18 protein-coding genes, 1 pseudogene and 1 riboswitch are annotated in these 25,083 nt (G+C 66.4%); of the genes and pseudogenes, 10 read left to right on the top strand and 9 right to left on the bottom strand.

Going from position 1 to position 25,083, the window contains the following annotated elements:
• Nucleotides 1-78: 78 nt before the first annotated feature.
• Together EQ874_RS21235 and EQ874_RS21240 are read right to left on the bottom strand one after the other, a co-directional pair.
• Complete coding sequence (locus tag EQ874_RS21235) at nucleotides 79-4,404, bottom strand: AAA domain-containing protein (protein ID WP_129978073.1); 4,326 nt, start codon at nucleotides 4,402-4,404, stop codon at nucleotides 79-81.
• A 213-nt stretch (nucleotides 4,405-4,617) separates the two neighbouring features.
• On the bottom strand, nucleotides 4,618-5,823 hold the full coding sequence (locus EQ874_RS21240; RefSeq protein ID WP_129978074.1) for a Glu/Leu/Phe/Val dehydrogenase dimerization domain-containing protein: 1,206 nt from the start codon (nucleotides 5,821-5,823) through the stop codon (nucleotides 4,618-4,620).
• A 175-nt stretch (nucleotides 5,824-5,998) separates the two neighbouring features.
• Between EQ874_RS21240 and EQ874_RS21245 the strand changes: the two genes are divergently transcribed.
• Nucleotides 5,999-6,910: a LysR family transcriptional regulator gene (locus tag EQ874_RS21245; RefSeq protein WP_129978075.1), complete on the top strand. Its 912-nt coding sequence runs from the start codon at nucleotides 5,999-6,001 to the stop codon at nucleotides 6,908-6,910.
• 22 nt (nucleotides 6,911-6,932) lie between these two features.
• On the opposite strand, the gene EQ874_RS21250 is transcribed toward EQ874_RS21245, so the two are convergent.
• Nucleotides 6,933-9,728: an aconitate hydratase gene (locus tag EQ874_RS21250; RefSeq protein ID WP_129978076.1), complete on the bottom strand. Its 2,796-nt coding sequence runs from the start codon at nucleotides 9,726-9,728 to the stop codon at nucleotides 6,933-6,935.
• 514 nt (nucleotides 9,729-10,242) lie between these two features.
• Between EQ874_RS21250 and EQ874_RS21255 the strand changes: the two genes are divergently transcribed.
• From EQ874_RS21255 to EQ874_RS21275, 5 genes are all read left to right on the top strand, one after another.
• Nucleotides 10,243-10,674 (top strand): hypothetical protein, encoded by a 432-nt coding sequence (locus EQ874_RS21255; protein ID WP_129978077.1) that lies wholly within the window; start codon nucleotides 10,243-10,245, stop codon nucleotides 10,672-10,674.
• A 167-nt stretch (nucleotides 10,675-10,841) separates the two neighbouring features.
• The gene (locus EQ874_RS21260) at nucleotides 10,842-11,432 is read left to right on the top strand and encodes a DUF3558 domain-containing protein (RefSeq protein ID WP_129978078.1); all 591 of its coding nucleotides are present in this window, start codon (nucleotides 10,842-10,844) and stop codon (nucleotides 11,430-11,432) included.
• An 8-nt stretch (nucleotides 11,433-11,440) separates the two neighbouring features.
• A complete protein-coding gene (locus tag EQ874_RS21265; RefSeq protein WP_037215801.1) occupies nucleotides 11,441-11,800 on the top strand; it encodes a hypothetical protein in 360 nt (119 codons plus the stop codon).
• Nucleotides 11,801-11,886: 86 nt separating this feature from the next.
• Nucleotides 11,887-12,474, top strand: a complete 588-nt coding sequence (locus EQ874_RS21270; RefSeq protein WP_129978079.1) for a DUF3558 domain-containing protein — start codon at nucleotides 11,887-11,889, stop codon at nucleotides 12,472-12,474.
• Nucleotides 12,475-12,493: 19 nt separating this feature from the next.
• Nucleotides 12,494-12,853: a hypothetical protein gene (locus EQ874_RS21275; RefSeq protein ID WP_129978080.1), complete on the top strand. Its 360-nt coding sequence runs from the start codon at nucleotides 12,494-12,496 to the stop codon at nucleotides 12,851-12,853.
• Nucleotides 12,854-13,164: 311 nt separating this feature from the next.
• On the opposite strand, the gene EQ874_RS21280 is transcribed toward EQ874_RS21275, so the two are convergent.
• Complete coding sequence (locus tag EQ874_RS21280; protein ID WP_129978081.1) at nucleotides 13,165-15,018, bottom strand: TerD family protein; 1,854 nt, start codon at nucleotides 15,016-15,018, stop codon at nucleotides 13,165-13,167.
• A gap of 126 nt (nucleotides 15,019-15,144) precedes the next feature.
• Between EQ874_RS21280 and EQ874_RS21285 the strand changes: the two genes are divergently transcribed.
• Nucleotides 15,145-17,373: a glycoside hydrolase family 3 C-terminal domain-containing protein gene (locus EQ874_RS21285; RefSeq protein WP_129978082.1), complete on the top strand. Its 2,229-nt coding sequence runs from the start codon at nucleotides 15,145-15,147 to the stop codon at nucleotides 17,371-17,373.
• Nucleotides 17,374-17,376: 3 nt separating this feature from the next.
• Here the strand turns inward: EQ874_RS21285 and EQ874_RS21290 are convergent, their stop codons facing one another.
• The 3 genes and pseudogenes from EQ874_RS21290 to EQ874_RS21300 form a co-directional block, all read right to left on the bottom strand.
• Complete coding sequence (locus EQ874_RS21290) at nucleotides 17,377-18,423, bottom strand: zinc-dependent alcohol dehydrogenase family protein (protein WP_129978083.1); 1,047 nt, start codon at nucleotides 18,421-18,423, stop codon at nucleotides 17,377-17,379.
• Nucleotides 18,424-18,531: 108 nt separating this feature from the next.
• Complete coding sequence (locus EQ874_RS21295) at nucleotides 18,532-18,834, bottom strand: DUF5994 family protein (RefSeq protein WP_064060094.1); 303 nt, start codon at nucleotides 18,832-18,834, stop codon at nucleotides 18,532-18,534.
• A 161-nt stretch (nucleotides 18,835-18,995) separates the two neighbouring features.
• Nucleotides 18,996-19,677 (bottom strand): annotated as a pseudogene (locus tag EQ874_RS21300) (phosphatidylinositol mannoside acyltransferase); the annotation flags it as partial.
• Nucleotides 19,678-19,814: 137 nt separating this feature from the next.
• Between EQ874_RS21300 and EQ874_RS21305 the strand changes: the two are divergent.
• From EQ874_RS21305 to EQ874_RS21315, 3 genes are all read left to right on the top strand, one after another.
• Nucleotides 19,815-20,372 (top strand): DUF5994 family protein, encoded by a 558-nt coding sequence (locus EQ874_RS21305; protein ID WP_228044967.1) that lies wholly within the window; start codon nucleotides 19,815-19,817, stop codon nucleotides 20,370-20,372.
• A 31-nt stretch (nucleotides 20,373-20,403) separates the two neighbouring features.
• Nucleotides 20,404-20,865 (top strand): DUF5994 family protein, encoded by a 462-nt coding sequence (locus EQ874_RS21310; RefSeq protein WP_064060096.1) that lies wholly within the window; start codon nucleotides 20,404-20,406, stop codon nucleotides 20,863-20,865.
• A 139-nt stretch (nucleotides 20,866-21,004) separates the two neighbouring features.
• Nucleotides 21,005-22,285, top strand: a complete 1,281-nt coding sequence (locus tag EQ874_RS21315; protein ID WP_129978085.1) for a serine hydrolase domain-containing protein — start codon at nucleotides 21,005-21,007, stop codon at nucleotides 22,283-22,285.
• A 364-nt stretch (nucleotides 22,286-22,649) separates the two neighbouring features.
• Here the strand turns inward: EQ874_RS21315 and EQ874_RS21325 are convergent, their stop codons facing one another.
• Both EQ874_RS21325 and EQ874_RS21330 read right to left on the bottom strand, forming a co-directional pair.
• On the bottom strand, nucleotides 22,650-23,954 hold the full coding sequence (locus EQ874_RS21325) for an LLM class flavin-dependent oxidoreductase (RefSeq protein ID WP_129978086.1): 1,305 nt from the start codon (nucleotides 23,952-23,954) through the stop codon (nucleotides 22,650-22,652).
• Entirely contained in the window at nucleotides 23,954-24,718 is a 765-nt protein-coding gene (locus EQ874_RS21330; protein WP_016933873.1) for a 3-oxoacyl-ACP reductase, read from the bottom strand. The genes EQ874_RS21325 and EQ874_RS21330 overlap by 1 nt, the downstream gene beginning before the upstream one ends.
• Before the next feature lie 55 nt (nucleotides 24,719-24,773).
• Nucleotides 24,774-24,865: riboswitch (TPP riboswitch) on the bottom strand.
• Nucleotides 24,866-25,083: the final 218 nt, after the last annotated feature.

The following is a 25,083-nucleotide window of genomic DNA, read 5'->3' on the forward strand; positions in this document are numbered from 1 at the left end:
CTCTTCTGAGCCCGCATAGATCCACATACGAAAGATCCCAGAAGACAACGTCTTCGGGGATCTTTCGCTGGTCGCGGTCTACTGGCCGCTGAGGTTACTGATGCTGTCGAGCCCTGGCGCCGGCCCATCCACCCGGCCCGCCGCGATTCCGCGGCGCTCCAACTCCTCCCACACCCCGGCCATGGCCGCAACCGGGTCGAGGTAGTACTCCGATTCCCGGACCCGCCAGAACTTCCAGCCACTGCGGTGCAGCTCACGCTCTCGCTCCAGATCGGCGTTCTGCCGGTCGGGGCTCGTGTGCCACTGCTCGTCGTCGCAGGCGACTGCCAACTTGCCTGCCGCCCCGGTCACGACGAGATCGATGAAGTGTCCGTTCACCTCGACCCGCGGGTTCACGTGATAGCCGCGAGTGGCAATGTCCAGGAAGACGTCCTGCTGGAAGAGGCTGTCGAATGCCTCGTGCCGCTCGTCACGCGTCACGCCGGCGGGCATCGGCTCGGCCGGCCGCGGGGACGTCGTCCGCATGTGGGTGAGCAGCGAGTACCGCAGGTCGGTGCGGCGCAGCGTGTCGATCGTCCTCGAGTGGAACAGCCACAGCTGGTCCTGGGCACGCGAGGCTGCCACGTTGAAGCGTCGCTGGTATTCGGTCCGGGTCAACGCCGCGATGTTCTGTTCGGGCGCGACGACCATCGACAGGAACACCACATTCCGTTCGTCGCCCTGGAAGTCAGGGGGCGTGCCGACGCGAAGCCTGCGTTCCTCCCACTGGTCCGGGGTGAGCCGGTCCAGTAGCTCGTTCTGGATGATGTCGACCTGTAGCTGCCCCTGCAGCACCACCACACCGAAGGTCTTGCCGTCGTAGGCCGGGTCCTCGACGCACTTCACGAGCGTGTCGACCAGGGCATGTGCCTCGGCGTAGTTCGTCAGCGTCGAGTTCTGGCCGGTGACGGCCCCGTCCTCGACGAGCGTGGTGCGCAACGGCTGCAGACGATCGGAGCCGTACTGCCGCATGGGAACCAGCGGATCGTCGGCGTAGAACTGGTCGCTCGACCACGCGATGATCTCCGGCATCGACCGGAAGTGCTCGCGCAACCGGACGATGCTGCCGAACCTCGACCGTAGCAACGAGAACAGGCTCGACCGCGGAGTGAAGCTGTCGCGCAGGTAGTTCGGGATGTCGGGCAGATACGAGTCGAGGCGGCTGAACACCCCGTCGAGCGCACCCAGCGACACCGCACTCGGTGCACACTGCTTGTCGTCGCCGACGATGATCACGCGCGGCGCCAACCACAACAGGAACAGGCTGCTGATGTCGGTCTGGCTCGCTTCGTCGACGATGACGACGTCGAACGAATTCTGCTCGGGCGGAATCGAAGCCAGCACCTGTTGCAGCGGCATCACCCAGGCCGGCACCGCGCCCTGCGCGACCTGCATGGCCTCACGCGCAGCCGCCCGATAACGTTCCGCGTAGCGCCCGGTTCCCTTACCGATACTCGCGACATGGTCGCGGTACGAATGGAGCGCCTGCACCTGCTCGGCGGTGGTGCGGTCGAGACACGCGCTCCATGCCTTCTCCTCGACGAGCTCGGTCGTGAGACGCGCGAGGTCCTTCTCGACGGCATCGAGTTCGCGTTCGAACTGCCCGTCGTCGTTTCGCTCCTGGAAGCGCCGCACCCATTCGTCTGCGCGTCGCCACGCCCACGCCTCCTCGACGTCTGCGAGGCGAACCGGCCACGCCAGACTCAACGGATTCTCGGCGAGAGCTTGTGCGAGCGCGGGTGCAGCGGTGGTCAGGCGCGCATGGAGGGAGACGAGTTCCAGCTCCTCGCGCTGCTCCCCCGCCGCCCGGTCCCACGCATCCAAGGCCGCATTGATGGCGTCGAAGTCGGCGTCGTGGAAGGCCCGTGCCAGCGCGCGTCCTTCGGGCGACGCTCCCCCGGAGATCTGGCTCCGCACGTACATGCCGATGGATTCGAGCCAGTTCTTGCTCGCTTCCGCGGTGCCCGCTGCGGCGATGGTCCGTGCCGACTCCGCGGTGGAGCGCGCCTGCTCGATGCTCGTGATCCGCGGCGCACCCGGATGGACTTCGCGCAGTGCCGATTCGACGTCGTGCACACGTGCCACCAGATTGTCGACGATGGCGCGGTCCCGGTCGAGGAATACGAGGGTGCCGACCGCACGGCTGCGCGACTCGTCGAGTTCGATATCGATGCCGAGATCGCGAAGCACGACGCGCGCGACCCGGATCGCTTCGAGCGCACGAAGGTGCTCGGCGACGATGCGCGCGGTCTGGGCGGTGGTGGCCGCGACGCCGTCGACGGTCGCGAGTTCACCGAGTGCCTCGACGGCGGATTGCTCGTCGCTGCGCCGGAAGCGGGTGAAACCGCTGCGCCAGGTGTCGCCCGCCTCCAGCTTGCGCGCGAGCGCGTCGTACGCCTCGAAGGCCTGCCGTCCCGTCACGGCGGTCTCCACCGAGCCGGCACCGATGATCCGGTCGGCCTCCTGCGCGGCCTGCACGAGCTCAGCGAGTTCGGCGGTCTTCCCCCACAGATGCTGGGCCCGGCCCGACAGGACGTCGTCGGCGACGCGCTGGATCCGCGCGTCGAGCCGGTCCGCGTCCTCGAGGGCACCCTGCAGCTGCTCGCACAGGTCGCGGATGCGGCCGAGTGCTTCGAGCGACGCACTCTCGAGAACCCGCAGCAGGCCCTGCGTCTCACCGTTGGTGGTGCCGCTCGATGCCTGGGAGACGGCGGCGCACGCGTACTGCAGTTCCCTCTGGGTGGGCAGGGACAGTTCGGGGAAGCGCTGCTGGCGACGGCGCGCGCGCTCGACGCTCGACCGTTGATGCAACGAGTGGAGCGTGACCAGCTCGTCGACGGTCAGCGGTGGGGTGTCGGTGAGCAGAGGCGCCGGCAACCACGCGTACTTGGCTTCGTGCGCGCGGACCCGCCGGACGATCGACGCGGCCGTCCCCTCGTAACCGGCGGCGACGTCGGCGTGGACCTCGGTTTCCTCCGCGCGCGCCTGCCGGATCTGTTCCATCAGCGTCGCGCGACGCTCCAGTGCGTCGTTGCGCTGCGTGGTGAGTTCGTCGATGCGCTCCTGTGCGCGCCGCACGTTGAATTGCGCCTTGCGGATGGCGATTTCGCTGACGCTGCGGGTGAGCTCCACCGTGCCGCCGTGCACCGGGTCGGTGACGGCCACGCACAGTTCCTGCAGTTCGGACGGGAGCTTCTCGCGGAGTACACGCAGGGCTTGCGCCTTCTCACTGGTGACCAGTACGCGCTGGCCCCGTGCGAGCAGCGCCGCGACGATGTTGGCGATGGTGTGGGTCTTGCCCGTGCCCGGTGGTCCCTCGACCACGACACCGCTGTCACCGGCGAGCCGGTCGATGATGTCGCGCTGCTCCTCGTTGGCGGGCAGCGGCATCAGCTGCTCCCCGGTGAACTCGGTCGACGGCGTGCCGATACGGTCGAGCCAGGCGACCCGGTCGTCCGGTTCGATCGCTTCGACGAGCTGCGCCAGCCCGAGCGGCACCGGGTTCGACTCGTCGGCGGCCGCCTCGGTCATGCGGCTGTAGTACTCGATGAGCGCGTGGGCGCCACGCTTGCGCAGTACGAGTACGGGCGACGGTGTCACGAACGCATCGGACGACGATGCTTCGCCCGGCCGCTCGACGATGTCGACCGGCACGGTGAGCGCCCGCTCGGTCCAGCTCTTCAGGAACGCGCGGGCCGCGGGGTCGAGAGGCGAGGCGACCTGGGTGACGAGGGAATCGTGCAATTCGCGGACGCTCGTCGGGTCGAAGACCTCCAGTCCGGTGAGGAGCTGGACGTCTTCCAGCGACGGCCCGGCGTTGGGACTCAGCCGGACCACCAGGTCGCCGGAGTCGCCCTGTCGCTCGATGAGCGCGGCCTGCGTGATCAGGTGCGTGTGGACCCGCGCGCCCGCAATACCCTCGGAGAGGTGCAGCAACCCGGACGCGACGACGAGCTCCAGCGATTCGGGCTGGTCCTCGAGATCGAGCATGGCTCGCTGCAGGAAGCTGTACAGATGCGAGGCGGCCTGCCGCTCGCGGTCGACGACCGCCCACGCCCGCCAGTCCGTCAGCCAGGCGTCGAGACCGTCGACGCCGATGGCCTGCGGGTCGAGTTCGGGCTCGACGGCGGACTCCGCGATGTCTCCGTGCACGTATTTCGCGAGTTCTGCGGGCGGACGCGGCGGTTCTTCGAGCCGCGCGCGGCGCGCACGCAGGATGACGTCGCCCGATGCGGCATGGGGCCGCAGCCCGGCTCTGATGTTTCCCTCCTCGAGGGACATCACGGCGCGGTGTTTGTCGACGACGCGGATGGGCGTGCTGCGGGCCTTGACGAGCTCGGCAAGGAAGGCAAGCAGGCGCTGCACGCGATCCCTCAGTAGGGGTTCGCTCTCGCCTGACTCCACGCGCACTCCACTCACCCTTGCGGACGTCCTTCCACCCGTCCACGGGGACGGGTATGTCCACCTTAGAAGTCTTGATCGACATACGCGTTTCCGGATCCGGACGACACGGGCCGTCGCGCTTGCCGATCTTCGCCGTCGAGGCGCTGACCTGCAGGAACGGGGTGAGTGGAAGTGTCAGGGGATGGTGATCGTGCGCGAGGCCGCCGGCGCGTGGTTGGTCGCTCCGAGTTCGCGTGCCGTCTGCCGCGGCGGCACCCGATCCAGCGCCCAGCGTTCGACCAGCAGCGTGATCTTGGTCGGCATCTCGGTACGCAGGCGCCGGAACGACTCCTCCGGGTCGGTTCCCACCCACCCGAGCAGCACCCACCATGCCCACGCGACCGCGCCGGCGTTGGCGACGAAATCCGGGATGACCGGGATGCCGCGACCGGTGAGCACGGCTTCGGCGTCAGGAGTCGTCGCGGAGTTCGCGGCCTCGACCACGACCCGCCCGGCGACCCGCCCGACGTTCTCCGCCGTGATGGCGTAGGAGATGGCAGCGGGAACGAAGATGTGGGCAGGAATGCCGATCACCGCGTCGCGCGGAAGTTGCTCGACATTCGACGGAACGCGGGATCGGTCGATCTCCCCGTATTCGTCCCGCAGGTCGAGCAATAGCGGGATATCCAGCCCTTCACGGCAATACAGCGTTCCGGCGGCATCGGCGACGGCGGTCACGTGCATACCCGCTTCGTGCAGATACCAGGCGGCGCCACCACCCATCGTGCCGATTCCCTGGATCGCGACGGTGGTCTCGGCCGGCATCCATCGGAACGCGTTCGCGGTGGCGATGCAGGCCTGCGCAACGCCGTAACCACCGATCACGTCGCCCAGCAGGAAACCGCCGTCGACCGGCGCGTTCAGGGACATCCGCACCCGGTCCAGGGTGATCGCCGGATCCGCCGCGCGGCAGATCGCGGCATGGAACGACTGGTGCAGGCCAAGCCGCTCGAAGACCTCGTCGAGAAGATGCTGGGGAACACCCAGGTCCTCGGCCGTGACCCAATGCGCGTTCAGCCACGGACGCATCGCCTGGCAGAACCGCTGCAGCACGCCGACGGCACGGGGATCCTTCGGATCGAAGTCGATCCCGCCCTTCGCGCCGCCCACCGGCAGGTCGAACACCGCGGTCTTGGCCGCCATTCCTCGCGCCAGATCCTCGACCTCCGACATCGTGCACCCGGCCCGCATGCGTGTGCCGCCGGTCGCCATATCACCCACCAGGGTGTGGACGACGAGATAGCCGTGCGCACCCGTCACCGGGTCCGTCCAGATCAGGCGCATGAAAGGTTCGTCCTGGCGGGTGTCCACCGCGTCGACGCGTGCTGCCATCGTGGTCATGTGCGGTCCCCCGTTCGTCAGAGTCGTCGCTACGGCGATTCGGCCGGTGACGCCAGCGTGCCCGGGGGTAGCGCGGAGCGTCCAGTTACGAAACTCGAAGGTGAGAGTTCACGATTTCTACACAGCGCGATGTCGCAGCGGTTGCGAGCCTGTGTGCGTTACCTACGCTGACGACATGGAGCTGTCGCTGCGCCGGTTACGGATGCTTCGAGAACTGCATCGCCGTGGCACCGTGACGGCCGCCGCGCTCGCCCTGCACTACACCACCTCGGCGGTCTCGCAACAGCTCACCCAACTCGAACGGGATGTCGGCGCAAGGCTTTTCGAACGCCGGGGGCGTCGGGTCCAGTTGACCGAAGCCGGTGTACTGCTCGCCGAGCATGCCGAAGACATCCTGCAGTCGGTGGAACGCGCGACGACCGCACTCGAACGGACACGCGACGGTGTCACCGCGCGTCTCACAGCCGGCGTGTGGGCGTCCGTCGCGTCCACGCTGATACCCACTGCACTGGCGCTGCTGGCCGCCGAACACCCCGGCATCGAGGTCCGGACGCGAGAGCTCACGCCCGAAGAGACCGCCGACGCCGTCCGCGACGGTTCCCTCGACTTCTCCTTCGTCATCGAATACTCCGGCTACCCGATGCTGTGGGATCCGGAGTTGACGAGGGTGGTGATCGCGGTCGAGCGACTGCACGCCGCGGTGCCACCCGGAACGGTGCCGGCAGGCACCATCGCACTCGCCGACCTCGCCGAGCACCCCTGGGTTCTCGCTGGGCCCCACTCTCATTTCGGTCGCGCGGTGAGCCTCGCGTGTCAGCGTGCGGGGTTCGAGCCCAGGATCAACCACGAAGTCGGTGAGCAGGCGACAGCGTTGTCGATGGTCGCCGCGGGGCTGGGCGTCACCCTCGTCTCCGATCTCGGATTGACGTTGAGCCCACCCGGAGTCGAGGTCGTGGCGTTGACCGAACCGCTCATTCGCACGATCTCCATCGCCCATCGCGGGATCGCTGCGGAACGGCCCCCGCTGCGGCTGGTCATCGACGCCGTACGCACCGCCGCAGCGGAACGGGGGCTCGCGGCCCAGTAGCCACGAGCCCCCGCTTCTGTTGTCACTGCGCGAGCTGGCGCAGCACGTACTTCAGGATTCCGCCGTGCCGGAAGTACTCGGCCTCGGCGGGGGTGTCGATGCGTACCGTCGCGTCGAACTCCATATCCCCCGCCTTCACGTGCACGGTCTCGGGAATCTCGTTGCCGCCCTCCAGACCGGTGATGGTGAACTCCTCCTCCCCCGTCAGGCCGAGGCTCTGCGCCGACTCGCCCTCCGGGAACTGCAGCGGCAGCACGCCCATGCCGATGAGATTGGAGCGGTGGATGCGCTCGTACGACTGCGCGATCACCGCCCGCACACCCAGCAGCAGCGTGCCCTTCGCCGCCCAGTCACGCGACGAACCCGACCCGTACTCCGCGCCCGCGAGCACGACCAGCGGAGTGCCGTCCTCCGCGTACTTCTGCGCGGCGTCGTAGATGCTCATCTGCTCGCCGGTCGGCAGATACCGGGTGACGCCTCCCTCGACGTCCGGCACGAGCTGGTTGCGCAGCCGGATGTTGGCGAAGGTGCCGCGGATCATCACCTCGTGGTTGCCCCGTCGCGAACCGTAGGAGTTGAAGTCGGCCTGGTCGACGCCGTGCTCCTGCAGGTAGCGACCGGCGGGGCTGTCCCGTCGGATCGACCCGGCCGGCGAGATGTGGTCGGTGGTCACCGAATCGCCGAGCAGCGCGAGCACCCGCGCGCCCTCGATGTCGCGCAGCGGGTCGGGCTCCGACGACATGCCCTCGAAATACGGAGGTCGCCGCACGTACGTCGACTCGTCCTTCCACTCGAACACCTCACTGTCGGGCACGTCGAGATTCCGCCACGTCTCGTCGCCCGTGTAGACGTCCTGGTAGCCGGTCTCGAACATCTCCGCGCGCACCGCGTCGTCGATGACCTCCTGGATCTCCTGCGTGGTGGGCCAGATGTCGCGCAGGTAGACCTCGTTGCCCTCGGTGTCGGTGCCGAGCGGGTCCTTGAAGAGGTCGACGAGCATCGAGCCGGCCAGCGCATACGCGATCACCAGCGGCGGCGACGCGAGGAAATTCATCTTCGTCTGCGGATGGATCCGTCCCTCGAAGTTGCGGTTGCCCGACAGCACGGCCGAGACGTTGACGTCGTGCTCGTCGATCGCGGCGGCAATCTCGTCGGGAAGCGGGCCGGAATTGCCGATGCAGGTCGTGCAGCCGTAGCCGACGAGATTGAAGCCGAGCTTGTCGAGATACGGTGTCAGACCCGAACGTTCGTAGTAGTCGGTGACGATCCGCGACCCCGGAGCCAGCGTGGTCTTCACCCACGGCTTGCTCCGCAGCCCCTTCTCGACCGCCTTCTTGGCGAGCAGCGCCGCGCCGATCATCACCGAGGGGTTCGACGTGTTCGTGCACGACGTGATCGCCGCGATCACCACGTGGCCGTTGTCGAGTTCGAACTCGTCGCCGTCGCCGATCCGCACCGGGACCTTCTTCGACGGTGGTGCCGAGGTATCGGCATCGTCGGGTACGGGCTCGCGCGGCTCGTCGCGGGAGTCCTCGCTGCGCACCGACACCGGGTCGCTGGCGGGGAACGATTCGAGCACGCCCTCGTCGACACCCGAATCCTGGACGCGGGAGACGACGTCGGGCACCTCCTCACCGTTGAGCAGCGAGGTCACGGCCCTGGGCGTGAGCGCGACCGGAATGCGGTCCTGCGGTCGCTTCGGGCCGGCGACGGACGGGCGGACCTTCGCCAGATCCAGTTCGACGACCTCGCTGTACTCGGGCTCGCGATCCGGGTCGTGCCACAGACCCTGTTCCTTCGCATACGCCTCGACGAGGCGGATCTGCCGGTCGTCGCGTCCGGTGAGGCGCAGGTAGTCGAGGGTGACGTCGTCGATCGGGAAGATCGAGATCGTCGAGCCGTACTCGGGGCTCATGTTGCCGATGGTCGCGCGGTTGGCGAGCGGCACGTTGGCCACGCCGGGACCGAAGAACTCGACGAACTTGCCGACCACGCCTGTTTTGCGGAGCATCTCGGCGACGGTGAGCACGAGGTCGGTCGCCGTCGTGCCTTCCGTCAGCTCGCCGGTGAGCTTGAAGCCGACGACCTGCGGGATCAACATCGACGCGGGCTGGCCCAGCATCGCCGCTTCGGCTTCGATACCACCTACACCCCAGCCGACCACGCCGAGGCCGTTGACCATGGGGGTGTGCGAGTCGGTGCCGACGAGCGAATCGGGATAGGCGACGAGCCCGCCGTCCCCGTCCTCCCGCGTGAAGACGACGCGGGCCAGGTACTCGAGGTTCACCTGATGGCAGATGCCGGTGCCGGGCGGAACCACCTTGAAATCGTCGAAGGCACCCTGCGCCCAGCGCAGCAGCTCGTAGCGTTCACGATTGCGCTGGAACTCGAGATCGGTGTTGATCCGGAAGGCGTCCTCGGTGCCGAAGACGTCGGCGATCACCGAGTGGTCGATGACCAGCTCGGTGGGGATCAGGGGGTTGATGCGCTTCGGGTCGCCGCCCTGCTGGGTCATGGCGTCGCGCATTGCGACGAGGTCCACGACGCACGGGACGCCGGTGAAGTCCTGCATGAGGACGCGTGCCGGGGAGAACTGGATCTCCGGGTTATGGGTCGACTTCGGATCCCATCCCGCGACGGCCTCGATCTGCTCCCGGGTGACGAGACGCCCGTCCTCGGTGCGCAGCAGGTTCTCCAACAGGACCTTGAGGCTGTAGGGCAGTCGCTCCGAGCCCGGGACCTTGTCGATGCGATAGATCCGATAGTCGGTGTCGTCGACCTTCAGGGTGTCGCGTGCGCCGAAACTGTCGTCACTCATGAACGTGCCTCCCGACTGCGATGTTTCCGGTGGTTACCCGAATGGGTAGCCCGTTCCGCCGTGCGGCAATCACCGGGGTGGATTCAGGCGCCCCGGACACCGGCAGAGGGCGACTCGATAGCGACGCGTGAAACGGTCATCGGTGCGCGTTATTGCGCGCTCCGATGACCAGTTCGCGCCCGTGGTCCGGGGTGCTGTGAGAGCGCTTCGGGAGTGTGTAACGCGGGCGCCGGCACACGCGACACCCATACGGTCATTCCATACAGAACGGACATTGCAGTGAACCTGTTCGCCGGCTCGCAGCCGCGTCATTCTCGGCCTGCCCTGAGCCGACGAGCACGGATCGCTGCGCACAGTCCGCTGTGGTGGGAGGCGCGATATCTCGGAGGATTCGACGACCCGCGGCCATAAGCCGCCACTTCGCCCTCCTCTCATCCCGTCCACATACGGACTGCAGCCCATATCCGGGGCGGGATGTGCCAGGCCGACAGCATTCACACAAGGATTGGAATCAATGAGGAAGTTCATCGGAACGCTCGCTGCTGCTGCCACGCTCGCGGCAGGTTCGGCAGTGCTCACCACCCCCGTGGCCCAGGCTGTGACCATCTCCGGCAGCGGGGTGAAGTACGTGTTCTGCAGCTCCAACCAGCACAACAACCAGATCTCGTACGACGACCGGTACGGCGAGGTCAGCAAGATCGTCAGCCTGCCCGCCAAAGCGCAGGACGGCAGTTACTGCGGCGTCATCGAGGTCGGCATCGAGTCCGATTCGTATGTGTCTGCTCTGATCGAGAACGAGCGTGCGCACTACGTCTACGCCGCCGTCTACTCGGTCTCCTACCCGTTGTTCTCGGGTAGCACCGGCGCGCCGCCGAACTACACCCTGGTTGCACGGGACGAAAGCCATAGCAGCTACGGCGGATACAACTACGCCTTTGCATACTGACGCTCAGCGCTGAGCCTCCCTCACCCATAGTGGGGTTGGCGAGGTGACCGAATGCCCTCGGCTTCCTGGAGCCGAGGGCATTCGAGTACGGCGATCATGAAGTCGACGTCTCCTCGCTGTTCTCAGCTCTGTGTTAGCGTCTGCACGGCAGTCGATCGGGGGGTCGTATGGGTAGGTGGGAAACAGTTGCGCTCACCGCAGTCGCGGCAGTGGTGACGGCGTGCAGTCCGAGCGCCGCAGGCGACGTCACCGAAGACGAGACAACTACGTCGGCCACCCGCACCCCACGCATCACCGACAATTCCGGCCGCCCACCGGTCACCTTCGATCCCTGTTATGACATTCCCGACGACGTCATGAACGCAGCCGGGTACGACGCGGCGAAGAAGGAAGTCGCGGATTACCCGATGGGTACCCACACCTTCCTCGGTTGTACATACCGAAAGGATGACCACGTCCCCGGAGTCCGGCGAGGCTATAGCCTCAGTATCTTGTCCGGGAATGTGACCCTCGACGAAGAACTCGCGAAGAACGGCTCCATAGCGACCGAAACTAGCATTAACGAACGTCGGGCACTCCTCAAGATCGACCAAGAGAACTCTGCCGCATGCAAATACGTTCTTCAGACCAACTTCGGTGTCGTCTTCTTCAACAGGCTCTACAACAAGGACCACGCAGGAGAAGTACCTCAGAGTGAGTGGTGTTCGCGCATGGAAGAACTCGTTATTTCACTCGAACCGTTCATCGGGAACAAATAGGGAATTACATGCCAGACTTCACCAGGCTTGAACCGCATGTCGTATCCGAGATCTTGAGAATTTGTGAAGTCATGTTGGTGGAGCTGGACGCGTCCAGAGCGAGGGCCGATAACCTCACAGATACGCGAGGTTTCGGTGACTTCGACTCCGCCCAACAACTCGCCGCAGGATACCGCCGTAAAGCTGCAGGCACACCCGAGTCGGCCAGAGAACGCATGCAACAGTTCATCGACGCCCTTCTGCAACTCCGCGACGCTTTCGCCGCCGGCGGAGAAGCATTCCTCGACACCGAAGCCGACTGGGCTCGACAACTCGCCACCACCGACCCTGTCAACGGAGCGGGAAACGGCCATCAGAGCGCGCAATAACGCGCACCGATGACCACTTCGCTCTCCGGAGTACTGCCATCGGTGGTTGTGTTAGCGTCTGCCGACAAATCGATCGGGGGGGTCGCATGGGTAGGTGGGGAACAGCCGCGCTCGCAGCACTGGCGGTAGTGGCGACGGCGTGCAGTCCGGGTTCGGCGGAGCCGGCCACGAGCGACGCGGCTTCCACGTCGGCCACCCGGACCCCGCGCATCACCGACGACTCCGGCAGACCCCCCGTCACCTTCGACCCCTGCTACGACATCCCCGACGACGTCATGCACGCGGCCGGGTACGACGCGGGGAAGAAGGAAGTCGCGGACATGCCGATGGGGACGTACACCTTCCTCGGCTGCGCTTACGACAAACGGGACCACGTCCCCGGCCTGCGACGTGGGTACGGACTCAACATTCTGTCCGGGAACGTCACCCTCGAGGAAGAGCACTCGAAGAACGCCTATGTGGCTTCCCCAATCACGATCAACGGCAGAGCCGGACTACGCGAGGTGGGACCGAGCGGGAACAACGAGTGCACGTACGCATTGCAAGCGGAATTCGGAATCGTGCTGTTCAACCGGCTTTACTACACTGACACGGTAGAACCGGCGCCCGAGAGTGAATGGTGCTCGGGCATGGATCAATTCGTCACCTCGCTCGAGCCTTACATTCCCGAGTGAGAGCGGAGGATGAGGACGTATGCCTGACTTCACCAGACTCGAACCACATGTGATCGATGAGATCCTGCGGATCTGCAACGTCATGTTGGACGAGTTCGAGACCGCAGCACGGACTGCTTCCAGACTCACTGCAGTCCGCGGTTTTGGCGACTTCGATTCTGCGCAGCAACTCGCTGCAGGTTACCGTCGAAAGGCCTCGGGGACGCCTGAGTCAGCTGTGGAACGCATCGAGCAGTTCAGCGAAGCCTTGAAGCAACTCCGCGACGCCTTCGCGACCGGCGGAGAAGCCTTCTTCGACACCGAATCCGATTGGGCCCGCCAACTCGCCGCCACCAACCCCGACAGCGGAGCGGGAAATGATCATCGGAGCGCACAATAACACGCACCGATGACCATTTCGCGCGTTCGAGCAGTTGTGTTGTTGTCGGCCGACAATCGATCGGGACCGAATAGGCAAGGGGAACAGCTGATTCGACTTCCATCCGCTCGCAGGTTCGTCATTCGCTACGGTTACGGCAGGTGCAGATAGCAATTTCGCGAGCGGATGCATTGAGAAGGTGCCCCGAGCACCGCCACCGACCCCGACAGCGGAGCGGGAAATGGTCATCAACGCGCGCAATAACACGCACCGATGACCACTTCGCGCTCCGCAGCGCTCAGGCGATCCTCACCCGCGCGACGAAGCAGAGATCAGTCGTCGACTTCCACCCCGTACCGGCGGGCGAGGGCTGCGAGGTCGTCGTCGTATCCCTGCCCCACCGCGCGCAGCCGCCATGTGCCGGCGCGACGGTAGATCTCGGCGAGCACCATGGTGCGTTCGGTGGTGCCGGCGTCGAGCACGAAGGTCGCGGCGGTGCCGGCCTCGCTGTCGACGCTGACCGATACCGCGCCGAGTTCGCCGAAGGTGCGGTTGCCGTCGATCGCCGCGGCGACGGCGATGCGTTCGCATTCGGCGGGGAGTTCCGCGAGGTCGACGCGGATGCAGTGCTCGCTCGACCCGTCGATGGTCAGTTCGACGACACCGTCGTCGTAGAGCGGGTTGTTGTAGAAGACGAAATCGTCGTCGGTGTCGACCTTCTCGTCGGCGCCGAGCAGGAAGGCCACAATGTCGAGATCGAATTCGTCGCCGAAGGCTTCGGCTTTCCAGGCGACGTTCACGGCCCAGCGGTGACTGTCGCACGGCAGGTCGATCACCTCACCGCGGGACAGCACCGGCGCCGTCAGCCGCGACTCCGCCCGCATGTGCGGGGGCACCACTCCGTTCTCCACCGCGGCATCGACGTCGTCGGGTCGCAGGACGGGCAACTCACGCGCCGCGACCCGCGCCATCCGCTTGTCGGCTTCTCCCCCTTCGAGGACCAGCACGTCGGTGACGGCGGCCGTGAAGTTGAGGGCCGGCCGGGCACCGAGCTGAGTGAGGCGCGAGCGCATCATGACGGCCTGCAGATGCGTGCCGCCGAGCAACAGCACCGTGCGTCCGGTCCACATCTTGGGCTTCTGCCCCGTCAGTGTTCGGACCTGAGGCACCACCGCGACCTGCGGTTCCGGCGGCGGGATGATGTCGACGACGGTCGCGACCTTCGGTTCGCCCGGCCGCACTCGCGTCAGCAGCTTCTCGAGCTGGTGTTCGCTGATCACGGGAATGCCTTCGGACATCGCCTTGCGGACCTTGGCGGTCTGCACCGTGGGGTCGTTGCACACCACGGCGCTGGTCTGCTTGCTCGCGTTGTTCATCACGTCGAGTCCGGCGTCGGTCAGCCGGTTCGCGAGCGCGACACGCGGAGTGACGGTGGAGCCGCTGATCACGACCTTCATGCCCTGGACGAGGCCGTCGTCGCCGAGACGACCCGGGTTCTTCCATTGGCACGCGACCCGCGGGACGGATGCCGGATACACCGACTTACGGCTGCGGCAGTTGACGACGGGCAACGGCAATTGCAGGTTGTCGGCCATGGCCGCGCTGCGCAGGAAGATCTCGGACAGGACGCGCGCGTCGTCGTAGGCGTCGTGTTCCTGGAGCTGCTGGACCTGCCAGTGCTGCGCAAGGGTCGCCAATCGGAAGTTGGGGACGTCGAGTTCGAGCCGGCGCGACAACGCGAGCGTGCACAGACGGTGCTCCGCCGGCAGCGAGGTGCCGGCCCGACGGAACTCGGCGTCGAGGAATCCGTAGTCGAACGACGCGTTGTGGGCGACGATCGTGGCGCCGTCGAGAATCCCGGCGAGTTCACCGGCGATGTCCTCGAAGCGCGGCGACCCGGCGAGGCGCTCCCGCGTGAGGTTGTGGACGTGCACCGGTCCCGGGTCGCAGCCGGGGTCGACGAGGGTCGAGAACTCCTGCTCGACAGAGCCGTCCTCGCGCAACACGAGGGCGGCCACGCTCAGGACCCTATGTGCGTTGGACCGCACACCCGAGGTCTCGACGTCGACCACCACCCATCGATGGTCGCGGGGCAACGTCACGACTCCCTTCGCGGGTGCGTGCACTTCGATCACGTACTCCTCCGATCGCTTCGTCCCCCGACGAGAACCACCACAATCGGACATTCTTAACCCGTCTACCGACAGGATCGAAACCGCCCTCCCGCTGTAACACGACGTCCGGTTCCACCGATATCGTCCGTCTCTCCTACGGGTTATGGTGCAGCGGACCGACCCCGCCGAAGGAGCAGCATGACCGACCGCTCACCTCTCGAGATCGTGGCGCGACTGACCGTCGAGGAGAGGGCGTCGCTCACCAGCGGCCTCGACTTCTGGCACACCGAACCGATTGCGCGCGAGAACATCCCCTCGATCATGCTCACCGACGGGCCACACGGTGTGCGGAAACAGACCGCCGAGGGCGACCATCTCGGTCTGCACTCGTCCGTGCCCGCGACCTGCTTCCCGCCTGCCGTCGCGCTGGGGTGTTCCTTCGACCCGGAGTTGCTCGAGCGCGTCGGCGCGGCGTTGGGAGCGGAGGCCCGCGCACTGCAGGTCGGTGTCCTGCTCGGGCCCGGTATCAACATCAAGCGCTCCCCCTTGTGCGGCCGGAACTTCGAGTACCTGTCGGAGGATCCGCTGCTCTCGGGTGTTCTGGGCGCTGCGCTCGTGCACGGCATGCAGTCGCAGGGTGTCGGTGCGTCACTCAAGCACTTCGCGGCGAACAACCAGGAGACCGACCGGATGCGGGTCTCCGCCGACGTCGACCCGCGGCCACTGCGGGAAATCTATCTGCGTGCCTTCGAACGGGTCGTGCGCGACGCGCAGCCGTGGACGGTGATGTGCTCGTACAACCGGATCAACGGGGTGTACTCGTCCCGTAACCCGTGGCTGCTCACCGACGTCCTGCGCGGCGAGTGGGGTTTCGAGGGTCTGGTCGTGAGCGACTGGGGTGCTGTCGACGACCGCGTCGCGTCCCTCGCGGCAGGTCTGGATCTCGAGATGCCCTCCACAGGAGGTCGTACGGACGCCGAGATCGTCGCGGCGGTGCGGGCGGGCACGGTCGACGAATCGGTCCTCGACACGGCAGCCGCGCGGGTGATCGAACTGGTGCAGAAGGCCGTCGCTGCGTCCGATCCCGGCGCGACCTTCGACGCCGATGCCCATCACGCCCTCGCACGCGAGGTGGCCGGGCAGAGCATCGTCCTGCTCCGCAACGAGAACGACCTGCTCCCCCTCGCCACCGACGCGAACATCGCGGTGATCGGTGAACTGGCCCGCACGCCGCGCTACCAGGGTGCCGGATCGTCCCGGATCGAGCCGACGCGTCTCGACAACGCGCTCGACGAGATCCGGTCGCTGTCCGGCCGGGACGTTCCCTTCGCCGCCGGTTACGCGCTCGACGGATCGGACTCGCCCGCACTCGTCGACGAAGCGGTAGAGCGTGCCGCAGATGCCGATATCGCGGTCGTGTTCCTCGGTGTACCCGCCGAACTCGAATCCGAAGGTTTCGACCGCGACGACCTCGAACTCCCGCAGCGTCAGACCGCGCTGCTCGATGCTGTGCTGACGGCGAACCCGAACGTCGTCGTCGTGTTGTCGAACGGCGGTGTCGTGCGGCTCAGCGGCTTCGCCGACCGTGTTCCGGCGATCGTGGAAGGATGGCTGCTCGGGCAGGCCGGTGGCGGCGCCGTCGCCAACGTGCTCTACGGGCACGTGAATCCGAGCGGCCGACTCGCGGAGACCGTCCCGATCCGGCTCGAGGACACCCCGGCGCACACGAACTTCCCGGGCGAACACGGCCACGTGCGGTACGGAGAAGGATTGTTTGTCGGATACCGCTCGTACGACGCGCGTCGCCTCGACGTGTCCTTCCCCTTCGGTCACGGCTTGTCGTACACGACGTTCGAATACTCCGATGCCGCTGTGGAATCCGACGGCGATCTCACGGTGCACGTCACCGTCACCAACACGGGTGGGCGTGCGGGCGCCGAGGTCGTGCAGGTGTACGTCGGTGCACCCGGTTCGTCCGTTGCGCGGGCGCCGCGAGAGTTGAAGGGCTTCGCCAAGGTCCGTCTGGATTCCGGCGAATCGCAGCGTGTCGCCGTGAGTATCCGACGCGACGACCTCGCCTACTGGGACACCCGCGTCGATTCCTGGGTGGTCGAAGGTGGCACGTACAGCATCGACATCGGTGCGTCGTGCCGCGACATCCGGCAGACGCTCACCGTCGACGTGACGGGCGACGCGGTGCGAATTCCGCTGACGATGGAGTCGTCTCTCGGAGAACTGTTCCAGAACCCCGTTGCCGCCGAGATCGTCCTGCAGGCGTTCGGTTCGCTCGGCGGCGAGGTCGGGGTCGACGAGAGTGTTCTGAAGATGGCGGCGTCGATGCCGCTCGGTCGTCTCGCCGGGTTTGCTCCGGGGGTCGAGCCGGAGCAGATCCAGCAGCTTCTCGATGTCGCCGATCAACAGGAATGAGCGTCACGACCCGGCCGTGAGGAGTACTTTCAGCGCACCGGTCTCGCCGGCACGGGAGAACACGTCGTAGGCCTGTTCGAACTCGTCGAGCGCGAACCGGTGCGTGATCATCGGCGACGTGTCGAGCTGACCACTGCTCACGAGACCGATCAGTGTGGGCGTCGAGTAGGTGTCGACCAGCCCGGTGGTGATCGTCAGGTTCTTGATCCAGATGTCCTCGAGGTGCAGGGTCGCAGGTTTGCCGTGCACGCCGATGTTCGCGACGTGTCCGCACGGCCTGACGAGCGCGACCGCCTGCTCGAACGTTTCGGGATAGCCGACGGCCTCCACGGTGACATCGGCGCCGAGACCTCCCGTGAGATCTCGGACGACGGCCGCCGCGTCCTCGCGACCGCTGTTGACCACGACGTTCGCCCCGAACGCCTTCGCCGCGTCGAGGCGACTGTCGGCGAGGTCGACGGCGACGATGCGGCTCGGGCTGAACAGTCGTGCGGCGAGGATCGCGGCGAGTCCGATGGGTCCGGCTCCGATGACGACGACGACGTCGGCCGGCCGAAGACAGCCGTTGAGTACGCCGACCTCGTAGGAGGTGGGCAGAATGTCGGCGAGCATCAGCATCTGCTCGTCGCTCACGCCGTCGGGAATACGGTGGGTCGAATTGTCGGCGTACGGAACTCGGACCAGTTCGGCCTGGGTGCCGTCGATCAGATGCCCGAGGATCCAGCCGCCGCCTCCGAGGCACTGACCGTACCGGCTCTCGCGACAGAAGCGGCACGTACCGCACGCGGTGATACACGAGACGAGCACTCGGTCGCCGGGAGCGAGTGTCTGCACTCCGTCCCCCACCTCGACCACGGTGCCGACGGCCTCGTGGCCGAGGATCCGGCCGTCGGTCACCTCGGGCACATCCCCTCCGAGGATGTGCAGGTCGGTGCCGCAGATGGTGACCGCGTCGACCCGCACCACCGCGTCGGTACTGTCCTGGATGGTTGCGGCGGGAACGTCCTCCCACGATCGTTTTCCCGGTCCGTGAAATACCAGTGCCTTCACAGTCAGGCCTTTCGCCGACGGTTTCGGTCCTATTTCAGGGTGCCACGAGCGATACAGGGATCGGAACCTTTCGGGGCAACGAGCATCTCCGGCCGTTGCCTTCGGAGGCTACGATTCGATCGAGCCGATCGGGCGAACGGCCTGCAGCACCATCACACTGCCGTTGACTCCGTAGACATACACGGTGTCGGACAACTCGAACGGGTACGGGTCGAGGCGGACGCGGCGCTCGCCCACGATCAACGGCGAGTCGGTAGGAGACCAGGCACTCGGGTCGTAGACGACGCGGGATATCGGGCCTGTCCGTAGCTGCAGTGCGGTGATCAGATCGGGAAGTTCGGTGGCAAGGTTGTTCGTTCGCGGCCACCAGGTGGCGTCGATGTAATCCTTCGGGTCCGTACGTAGATGCACTCGCGGGGTCGGGGTAGGCGTGCGCGGCGGTAGGGATGGCGTGGACCGAGGTGCTGGCGTCATGGGACGCTCCCGTCGTGGCCTCCGGGAAGACCGGCTCGTCGACTCCGGCATGGCGCAACTGGGTGGTTTGCGCATGATGCCGTCGGATACAGCCGAGCCTACGCCTCCGTGTACGCGACCGGAGTGCAGCAGAATCGACTCGATCCGGATCGCGCATCGCCGTGGACACGCCGATCGGCGGTCCATACCGGTTGCAGCATGCGTCTGTCGGCCGGATGGGCGGCGAACCGGTCGGCCAGGGCCTGGGTCGTGGCCTGCACACCGCCGACGGTCGCAATCGGCGCGTCGACGTGGAACCCCCACCCGTCGGTGGTGAACCAGCAGCGCATGGGGAGCAGAGGCGCACCGGTGTCGATCGCAAGCCGAGCCGGACCGGGCGGCATGCACACCGGTTCACCGAAGAAGGAAACCGGCACGTCGGTTCCGGACAGATCACGCTCACCGAGCAGCCCGACTATCCGTCCCTGTCGAACCCGGGCGGTCAGCTGTTCCAACGGTGGCGCAGTGTGCCACCGGTGAGCGGAACGATCTCGAATCCCAGGCCTTCACGAAACCGGACGAAGCGCCGGAACAGTGATTCCGGTTGTAACCGCTCGGCCACGACGGTCGGTGTGCCGGCCCTCTGGACAATCCACACTCCCGCCAGGTCCCAGTTACCGCTGTGCAGCAACGCCAGCACCATGCCGCGTCCACGAGCGGCCGCTTCGTGGATGTGGTCGAGTCCGGTGGCTGCAGAGTCGATGGTCTCGGCAAGCTGCACGGATCCATCGACGGCAACCGTAATGTTCGAGCATGCACCGACCGCTCGCGATCGCGACGCGGGTAGGCTGGGAGATGTCGGTGAGCACGAGACCATCCGCTCTCGTCGTCACCGTCCAATGAGCAGGCCGCTGAGCGGCCTAGTCAGGAGCGTCGCCATGACGCTGCACCACGACCGACTCCGTTCGGATCGACCCATTTCTTCGCCCTCTCACCACGCATCCACGCCTCCGGCGCGGTTGTCGCTGACACCCGGGCACCCGACCATGGGTCCCGTGGACGGGGCTTGGTGGCCGCACTCGGACGACCTGTCCGCCGAACTCGACGGACTCGAAACGCTGCTGGCGGGCCGAGCCGGCGTACTCGCCCGTCTCACCTACTGCATGACTGCGTGGCAGCCCATCGAAGGGCGCAGACGCGTCAAGGACCATCCCGTCCGTCTCGACGGGTATCACTACCAGTCCGTCGGCACACTCGGTGTCCGCAGCCTGGACGGAACTCGTCGCATTCTGGTGGTCGTACCGCCGGAGACCGACCCCGTATCCGCTCGGGCGCTGCTCTATCGAGCGTCGGAACGGTCGAACATGCTCACTGCGGAGGAGTTGTTGACCGCCGCGAGCCGAGCCGTCTCCGGCACCTCCGAAGCACTGCAGAGTTGGGACAGCGAGGGAGGTCACGCCTCACCCACCGAAGCGGACATCGGATGCCTCTACTGACCTCGATCCGTTTCCCGCACCGGAGTGTGACATGACAGAAAGCCCACGACACCCGTTCACCGGCCGCGGCCTGGGACGTTTCCAGGCCGCCGCCGACGGCGGACAGCCCTTCGACGTCCCGACTCGCACGGTGCGTCTGCTTCTCCGCGACCCCGATGAGCACTCCCCCGGCGTCGACGGTGCATGGTGGCCGCGAGGCGACAATCTCACCGCCGAGTTGCACGATCTGGTGTCCGCACTGACCCCACGCCTGGGAAGAACCGAGCGGATCGCGTTCGACTGGAATGCGCTCAGCGTGTCCCAGCGAGGCATCGATGCTCCGGACGGAATCGACATCGTCGGCCCCGCTCCGGATCAACCTTCCGGCCTGATGTACGTCTACGGCAGCGGCGAACTCCGTCTCCGCCTGCTCATCATCGCGCCCACGCTCGACGCCGACCGCGCGTACGAGGACATGCAGAAGGCCGTGGCACCGGATCTCGGAAAGATCTGATCGCTCTCCGCATTCGAAAATCGACCGCCCTCCTTCGAGAGGGTGAAAATTCGTCTCCACATCGGGAAATGCACGAATTCCGTGACAACATCACAGAAACCCCGTTCTCTGGGCCCCAGATCCCGAAAGCAGACGACCTATGAAGACACTCGCAGCGTCGATCACGGCGGTCGCCCTACTGGCAACCTCGGCGTGTAGCTCCGGCGACACCGAGTCCGGTACGGATCCTTCCTCCACCCCGGCGGATCAAGCGCAACCCGCGTACGTGGCCGAGTTGGAATCCACCATCGACCAGTTGATGCGCGACAACGCCATTCCCGGCGCGGTGATACAGATCAGCTCCCCCGACCGCGGTGACTGGACCGGTACCTTCGGCACGTCCACCCTCGACACCGACGATCCGATCTCCGCCGACGACCATGTCCGTATCGGCAGCAACACGAAGACGATGACCGTCACCGCCATCCTGCAATTGGTGCAGGAAGGTCGCATGTCGCTCGAGGACCCGGTCTCGAAGTACATCGACGGTGTCCCGAACGGCGACACGATCACCATCGCTCAGCTCGCCGAGATGCGGAGCGGCCTGTACAGCTACACCTTCGACCCGGAGTTCAACGCGACACTGGACCGCGAACCCGAGAAAGCGTGGACGCAGGAGGAGTTGCTGCAGATCGCGTTCTCTCGACCCGTGAACTTCCCGCCCGGGGAACAGTTCGAATACAGCAACACCAATACGGTGCTGCTCGGACTCGTCATCGAGGAACTGACGGGCATGCCGGTGGCGGATGCGTTCGACGAGCGCATTTTCGCTCCGCTCGAACTCGGGAACACCTCGTTCCCGGCGATCGAGGACGCGTCGATCCCGGATCCGCATCCGCAGGGCTACATGTTCGGCACCAACGTCTCCACCATCGACACCTTCGAACTGCCGGACGACCAGCAGGCCGCGGCGGTCGCAGGAACACTGAAGCCGAACGACGTGACCGACGACAATCCCTCCTGGGCGTGGACGGCGGGCGCTGCGATCTCCACCGTCGACGACATGACCAGCTATGTGAAGGCGCTGGTCGACGGTGGGTTGCTCGACCAACAGATGCAGCAGACCCGGCTCGACAGCGTGCAGTCGGTGGGCGGGGGAACCGCCGGATACGGGCTCGGCATGGCCCGGTTCGGTCCGCTGCTCGGACACGACGGGCAGCTTCCTGGCTTCATGACCTTCATGGGCCACGACCCGGACACCGATCTGACGATCGTCATCGCCACGAATCTGTCGACGGTGCCGTCGGGTGAAGGTTCGGCGCTGACCCTCGTCAAGGGCATCCTGCCGATCTTCTACGGCTCCGATTATCAGGCGCCGGGCGATCCGGCACGCGCTCCCGACGCAGAGGAGAGCGCACCCGCGCCGACGCCGGGAGGCTGATCGTACCGGCGTCCGGTGGGCAGGCACGGCCTCGGCCCCGCCGGAGTTCACCTCGCCCGGGCACGCCTCGTCGCTTCCCGTCTCGACGCCGACGAGGCGCTCGGTCATGTGACGGCCGCGGTCGTCCACGGCCTCGACGTGTGGGACGCGCCGCTGGGCCGCATCCACGTCGCGCGTCCGCCGACGCGCAGCTGCCGGGCGAGCGACGATCTGCACATCCACACCGCCGACCTGGACGGCGACGTCGTCGACGTGGACGGTCTGCGCGTCACGTCGCTCGCTCGTACCGTCGTCGGGAGCTCCAGAGCGCGAAACGGTCATCGGTGCGCTCTACAACCCGCTCCGATGACCGGTTCGCGCTCTGTTACACCGCCTTCAGACCGAGCGAGTCGCGCAGGGTCGACCCGGAGTATTCGGTCCGGAACAGGCCGCGGCGCTGCAGTTCCGGGACCACGAGGTCGACGAAGTCGTCGAGGGAATCCGGATAGGCGGGACACATCAGGTTGAAACCGTCGCAGGCGCCCGCGGTGAACCATTCCTCGATGCTGTCGGCGACGGATTCGGGGGTGCCGATCATCGTCGCGTGGCCACCACCCGCTGCGAGGTAACCGAGCAGCTCGCGCAAGGTCGGGCGGCGTGTCTCGATGATGCGCTGCACCGTCGCATAGCGGCCCTGCGGACCGGTGAACTCCTCGATGGGCGGCAGGTCTCCGACGGGAGCGTCGAGATCGTGGCGCGTGTAGTCCTGACCGGTGAAGACTCCGAGTTGGGCGAGAGCGGCGTCGATGTCGAGCAGAGCGTCGAGTTCCGCCTTCTTCGCCCACGCTTCGTCTTCGGTGCGGCCGACGTAGGTCACGAGCCCCGGCAGGATGGCGACCGAACCGGCGTCCCTGCCGACGGAGGCGATGCGTGCACGCAGGTCGGTGGCGTACTCGAGCGCCGCGGTCATGTCCCACGCGACCGAGTAGACGGCCTCGGCGTGACGGGCCGCGAGGTTGCGGCCGGTCTCCGATGCTCCGGCCTGGAACAGCACGGGGCGGCCCTGCGGGCACCGCGGCACGGTCAGGGGACCGTCGACGCGGAAGTGCTTGCCCCGGTGATGGATCGGACGGATTGCGTCGGAGTCCAGGAACCTGCCGCCGGCCCGGTCGACGAGGATACCGCCATCGTCCCACGAATCCCACAGTGCGCACAGCACTTCGATGAACTCCTCCGCCCGGGCATATCGTTCCGCGTGCGGCGGGAGCGCGTCGAATCCGTGGTTGCGCGCTTCGTCGTCGAACATCGAGGTGACGATGTTGGCTCCTACGCGGCCACCACTGATGTGGTCGAGCGAGGCCAGCATCCGTGCCGCGTGGAACGGCGTGAAGAAGCTTGCCGAGACGGTGGTGACCAGACCGATGTGCTCGGTCGCGCGCGCCATGGCCGCCAGCGCGGTGAGGGGTTCGAGGAACCAGGTGGTGCCCGCCGTGTACTTCGGGTTGACGCTGTGACCGTCCGCGAAGAACACGGCGTCGAGGCGTCCTCGTTCGGCGGTGCGGGCAAGCTCCTCGAAATATGTGATGTCGCCGATGCGTTCGGCGGCGGAGCCTGGATGGCGCCATGCCGCAGAGTGGTGCCCGACGCCGTAGAGGAAGGCGTTGAGGTGGAGGGTGCGTGGTCCGGGCATCAGTTCATCACCAGTCCCCCGTCGACCACCAGGTTCTGCCCGGTGACGGCCCGCGACCAGTCGGATGCGAAGAACAGCACCGCGGCCGCGAAATCCTCGGGAGTGGTGACCTTCCGCAGCGGCGTCGACGACGCGATGAGATCGAACACCGCCTCCGGCGTCGCCGACGATGCGTCGGTCGTGCGCAGTAGACCACCGGAGACCATGTTGACGCGGATCCCGTCGGGGCCGAGGTCGGCGGCGAAGGTGCGGGTCAGCGACAGCAGCGCGGCCTTGGCGGCGGTGTAGTCGTGGTACGGGACCACCGGATGCTGGAACAGATTGGTGCCGATGTTGACGACGCTGCCGCCGCCGGCTTCCCGCATGCCCGGCAGTGCCGCCTGGATGACGTTGACGGCACCACCGACGACCCCATCGAACTGGGCACCGAATTCGGCGTATCCGATCTCGTCGGCCTTGGCGCGGGCGTCGCCGTTGAACGAGAAGTCGGGCAGGGCGTTGTTGACGACCGTGGTGACGGGTCGCCCGAAGTGCTCGCGGGCCCGCGCGAACAGCGACTCGACCTCGGCGCGGTCGGTGACATCGGCCTTCAGAGCGACGGCACGCTCGGGTCCGATCTTGTCGGCCAGTTCGTGCGCGCTCTCGCCGCTGCGCCGGTAATCGAGAACGACGGCGGCTCCTTCGTCGGCGAACGCCTGCGCGATGCTGTGGCCGAGGCCGCGACCGGCACCGGTGACGAGGACGATCCGGTTCTGCAGTGACATCTTTCTGTGCCTTCCCTGTGTCGGGAAGGGTGCGTGAGGGCGACAGACCTCAGGCCTGTCGCCGGCTCGGCATCCCTTCGCTCGCATAATCGAGATCAGGTTCGACGGGTGTTCTCTCAGCCGTGTCCGGCACCCCGTGTCGAGTCCTGCGGACAGGTTACACCTCGGGATCTCGACCCCTTCGAGACCGTCGGCGTCGGCATTCATCGGATCGTCACATCACCGACCCGGGAACTTAGCTCAGATCGGCGTTAAAATGAGCCTTTCCTGACCCGACCCGTGAAAGGAGATTCCGACGCACTCGCCGGCCCCCTACAACGCTCCCTACGTCCCCCTTTCGCAGCAGGTCGGAGACGCCCCGCCGC

Origin of the sequence: Rhodococcus sp. Q1, from assembly GCF_004153645.1 — a bacterium.
GTDB lineage: Bacteria > Actinomycetota > Actinomycetes > Mycobacteriales > Mycobacteriaceae > Rhodococcus > Rhodococcus gordoniae.

Excerpts from the sequence above, each read along its gene's own strand:
- EQ874_RS21240 (WP_129978074.1), bottom strand. The coding sequence starts at position 5,823 with ATGACCACGATGGCAGCACGCGTCGACGCGGTGGACACCCGCCAGGAC.
- EQ874_RS21245 (WP_129978075.1), top strand. The coding sequence starts at position 5,999 with ATGGAGCTGTCGCTGCGCCGGTTACGGATGCTTCGAGAACTGCATCGC.
- EQ874_RS21250 (WP_129978076.1), bottom strand. The coding sequence starts at position 9,728 with ATGAGTGACGACAGTTTCGGCGCACGCGACACCCTGAAGGTCGACGAC.
- EQ874_RS21255 (WP_129978077.1), top strand. The coding sequence starts at position 10,243 with ATGAGGAAGTTCATCGGAACGCTCGCTGCTGCTGCCACGCTCGCGGCA.
- EQ874_RS21260 (WP_129978078.1), top strand. The coding sequence starts at position 10,842 with ATGGGTAGGTGGGAAACAGTTGCGCTCACCGCAGTCGCGGCAGTGGTG.
- EQ874_RS21265 (WP_037215801.1), top strand. The coding sequence starts at position 11,441 with ATGCCAGACTTCACCAGGCTTGAACCGCATGTCGTATCCGAGATCTTG.
- EQ874_RS21270 (WP_129978079.1), top strand. The coding sequence starts at position 11,887 with ATGGGTAGGTGGGGAACAGCCGCGCTCGCAGCACTGGCGGTAGTGGCG.
- EQ874_RS21275 (WP_129978080.1), top strand. The coding sequence starts at position 12,494 with ATGCCTGACTTCACCAGACTCGAACCACATGTGATCGATGAGATCCTG.
- EQ874_RS21280 (WP_129978081.1), bottom strand. The coding sequence starts at position 15,018 with ATGTCCGATTGTGGTGGTTCTCGTCGGGGGACGAAGCGATCGGAGGAG.
- EQ874_RS21285 (WP_129978082.1), top strand. The coding sequence starts at position 15,145 with ATGACCGACCGCTCACCTCTCGAGATCGTGGCGCGACTGACCGTCGAG.
- EQ874_RS21305 (WP_228044967.1), top strand. The coding sequence starts at position 19,815 with ATGACGCTGCACCACGACCGACTCCGTTCGGATCGACCCATTTCTTCG.
- EQ874_RS21310 (WP_064060096.1), top strand. The coding sequence starts at position 20,404 with ATGACAGAAAGCCCACGACACCCGTTCACCGGCCGCGGCCTGGGACGT.
- EQ874_RS21315 (WP_129978085.1), top strand. The coding sequence starts at position 21,005 with ATGAAGACACTCGCAGCGTCGATCACGGCGGTCGCCCTACTGGCAACC.
- EQ874_RS21325 (WP_129978086.1), bottom strand. The coding sequence starts at position 23,954 with ATGCCCGGACCACGCACCCTCCACCTCAACGCCTTCCTCTACGGCGTC.
- EQ874_RS21330 (WP_016933873.1), bottom strand. The coding sequence starts at position 24,718 with ATGTCACTGCAGAACCGGATCGTCCTCGTCACCGGTGCCGGTCGCGGC.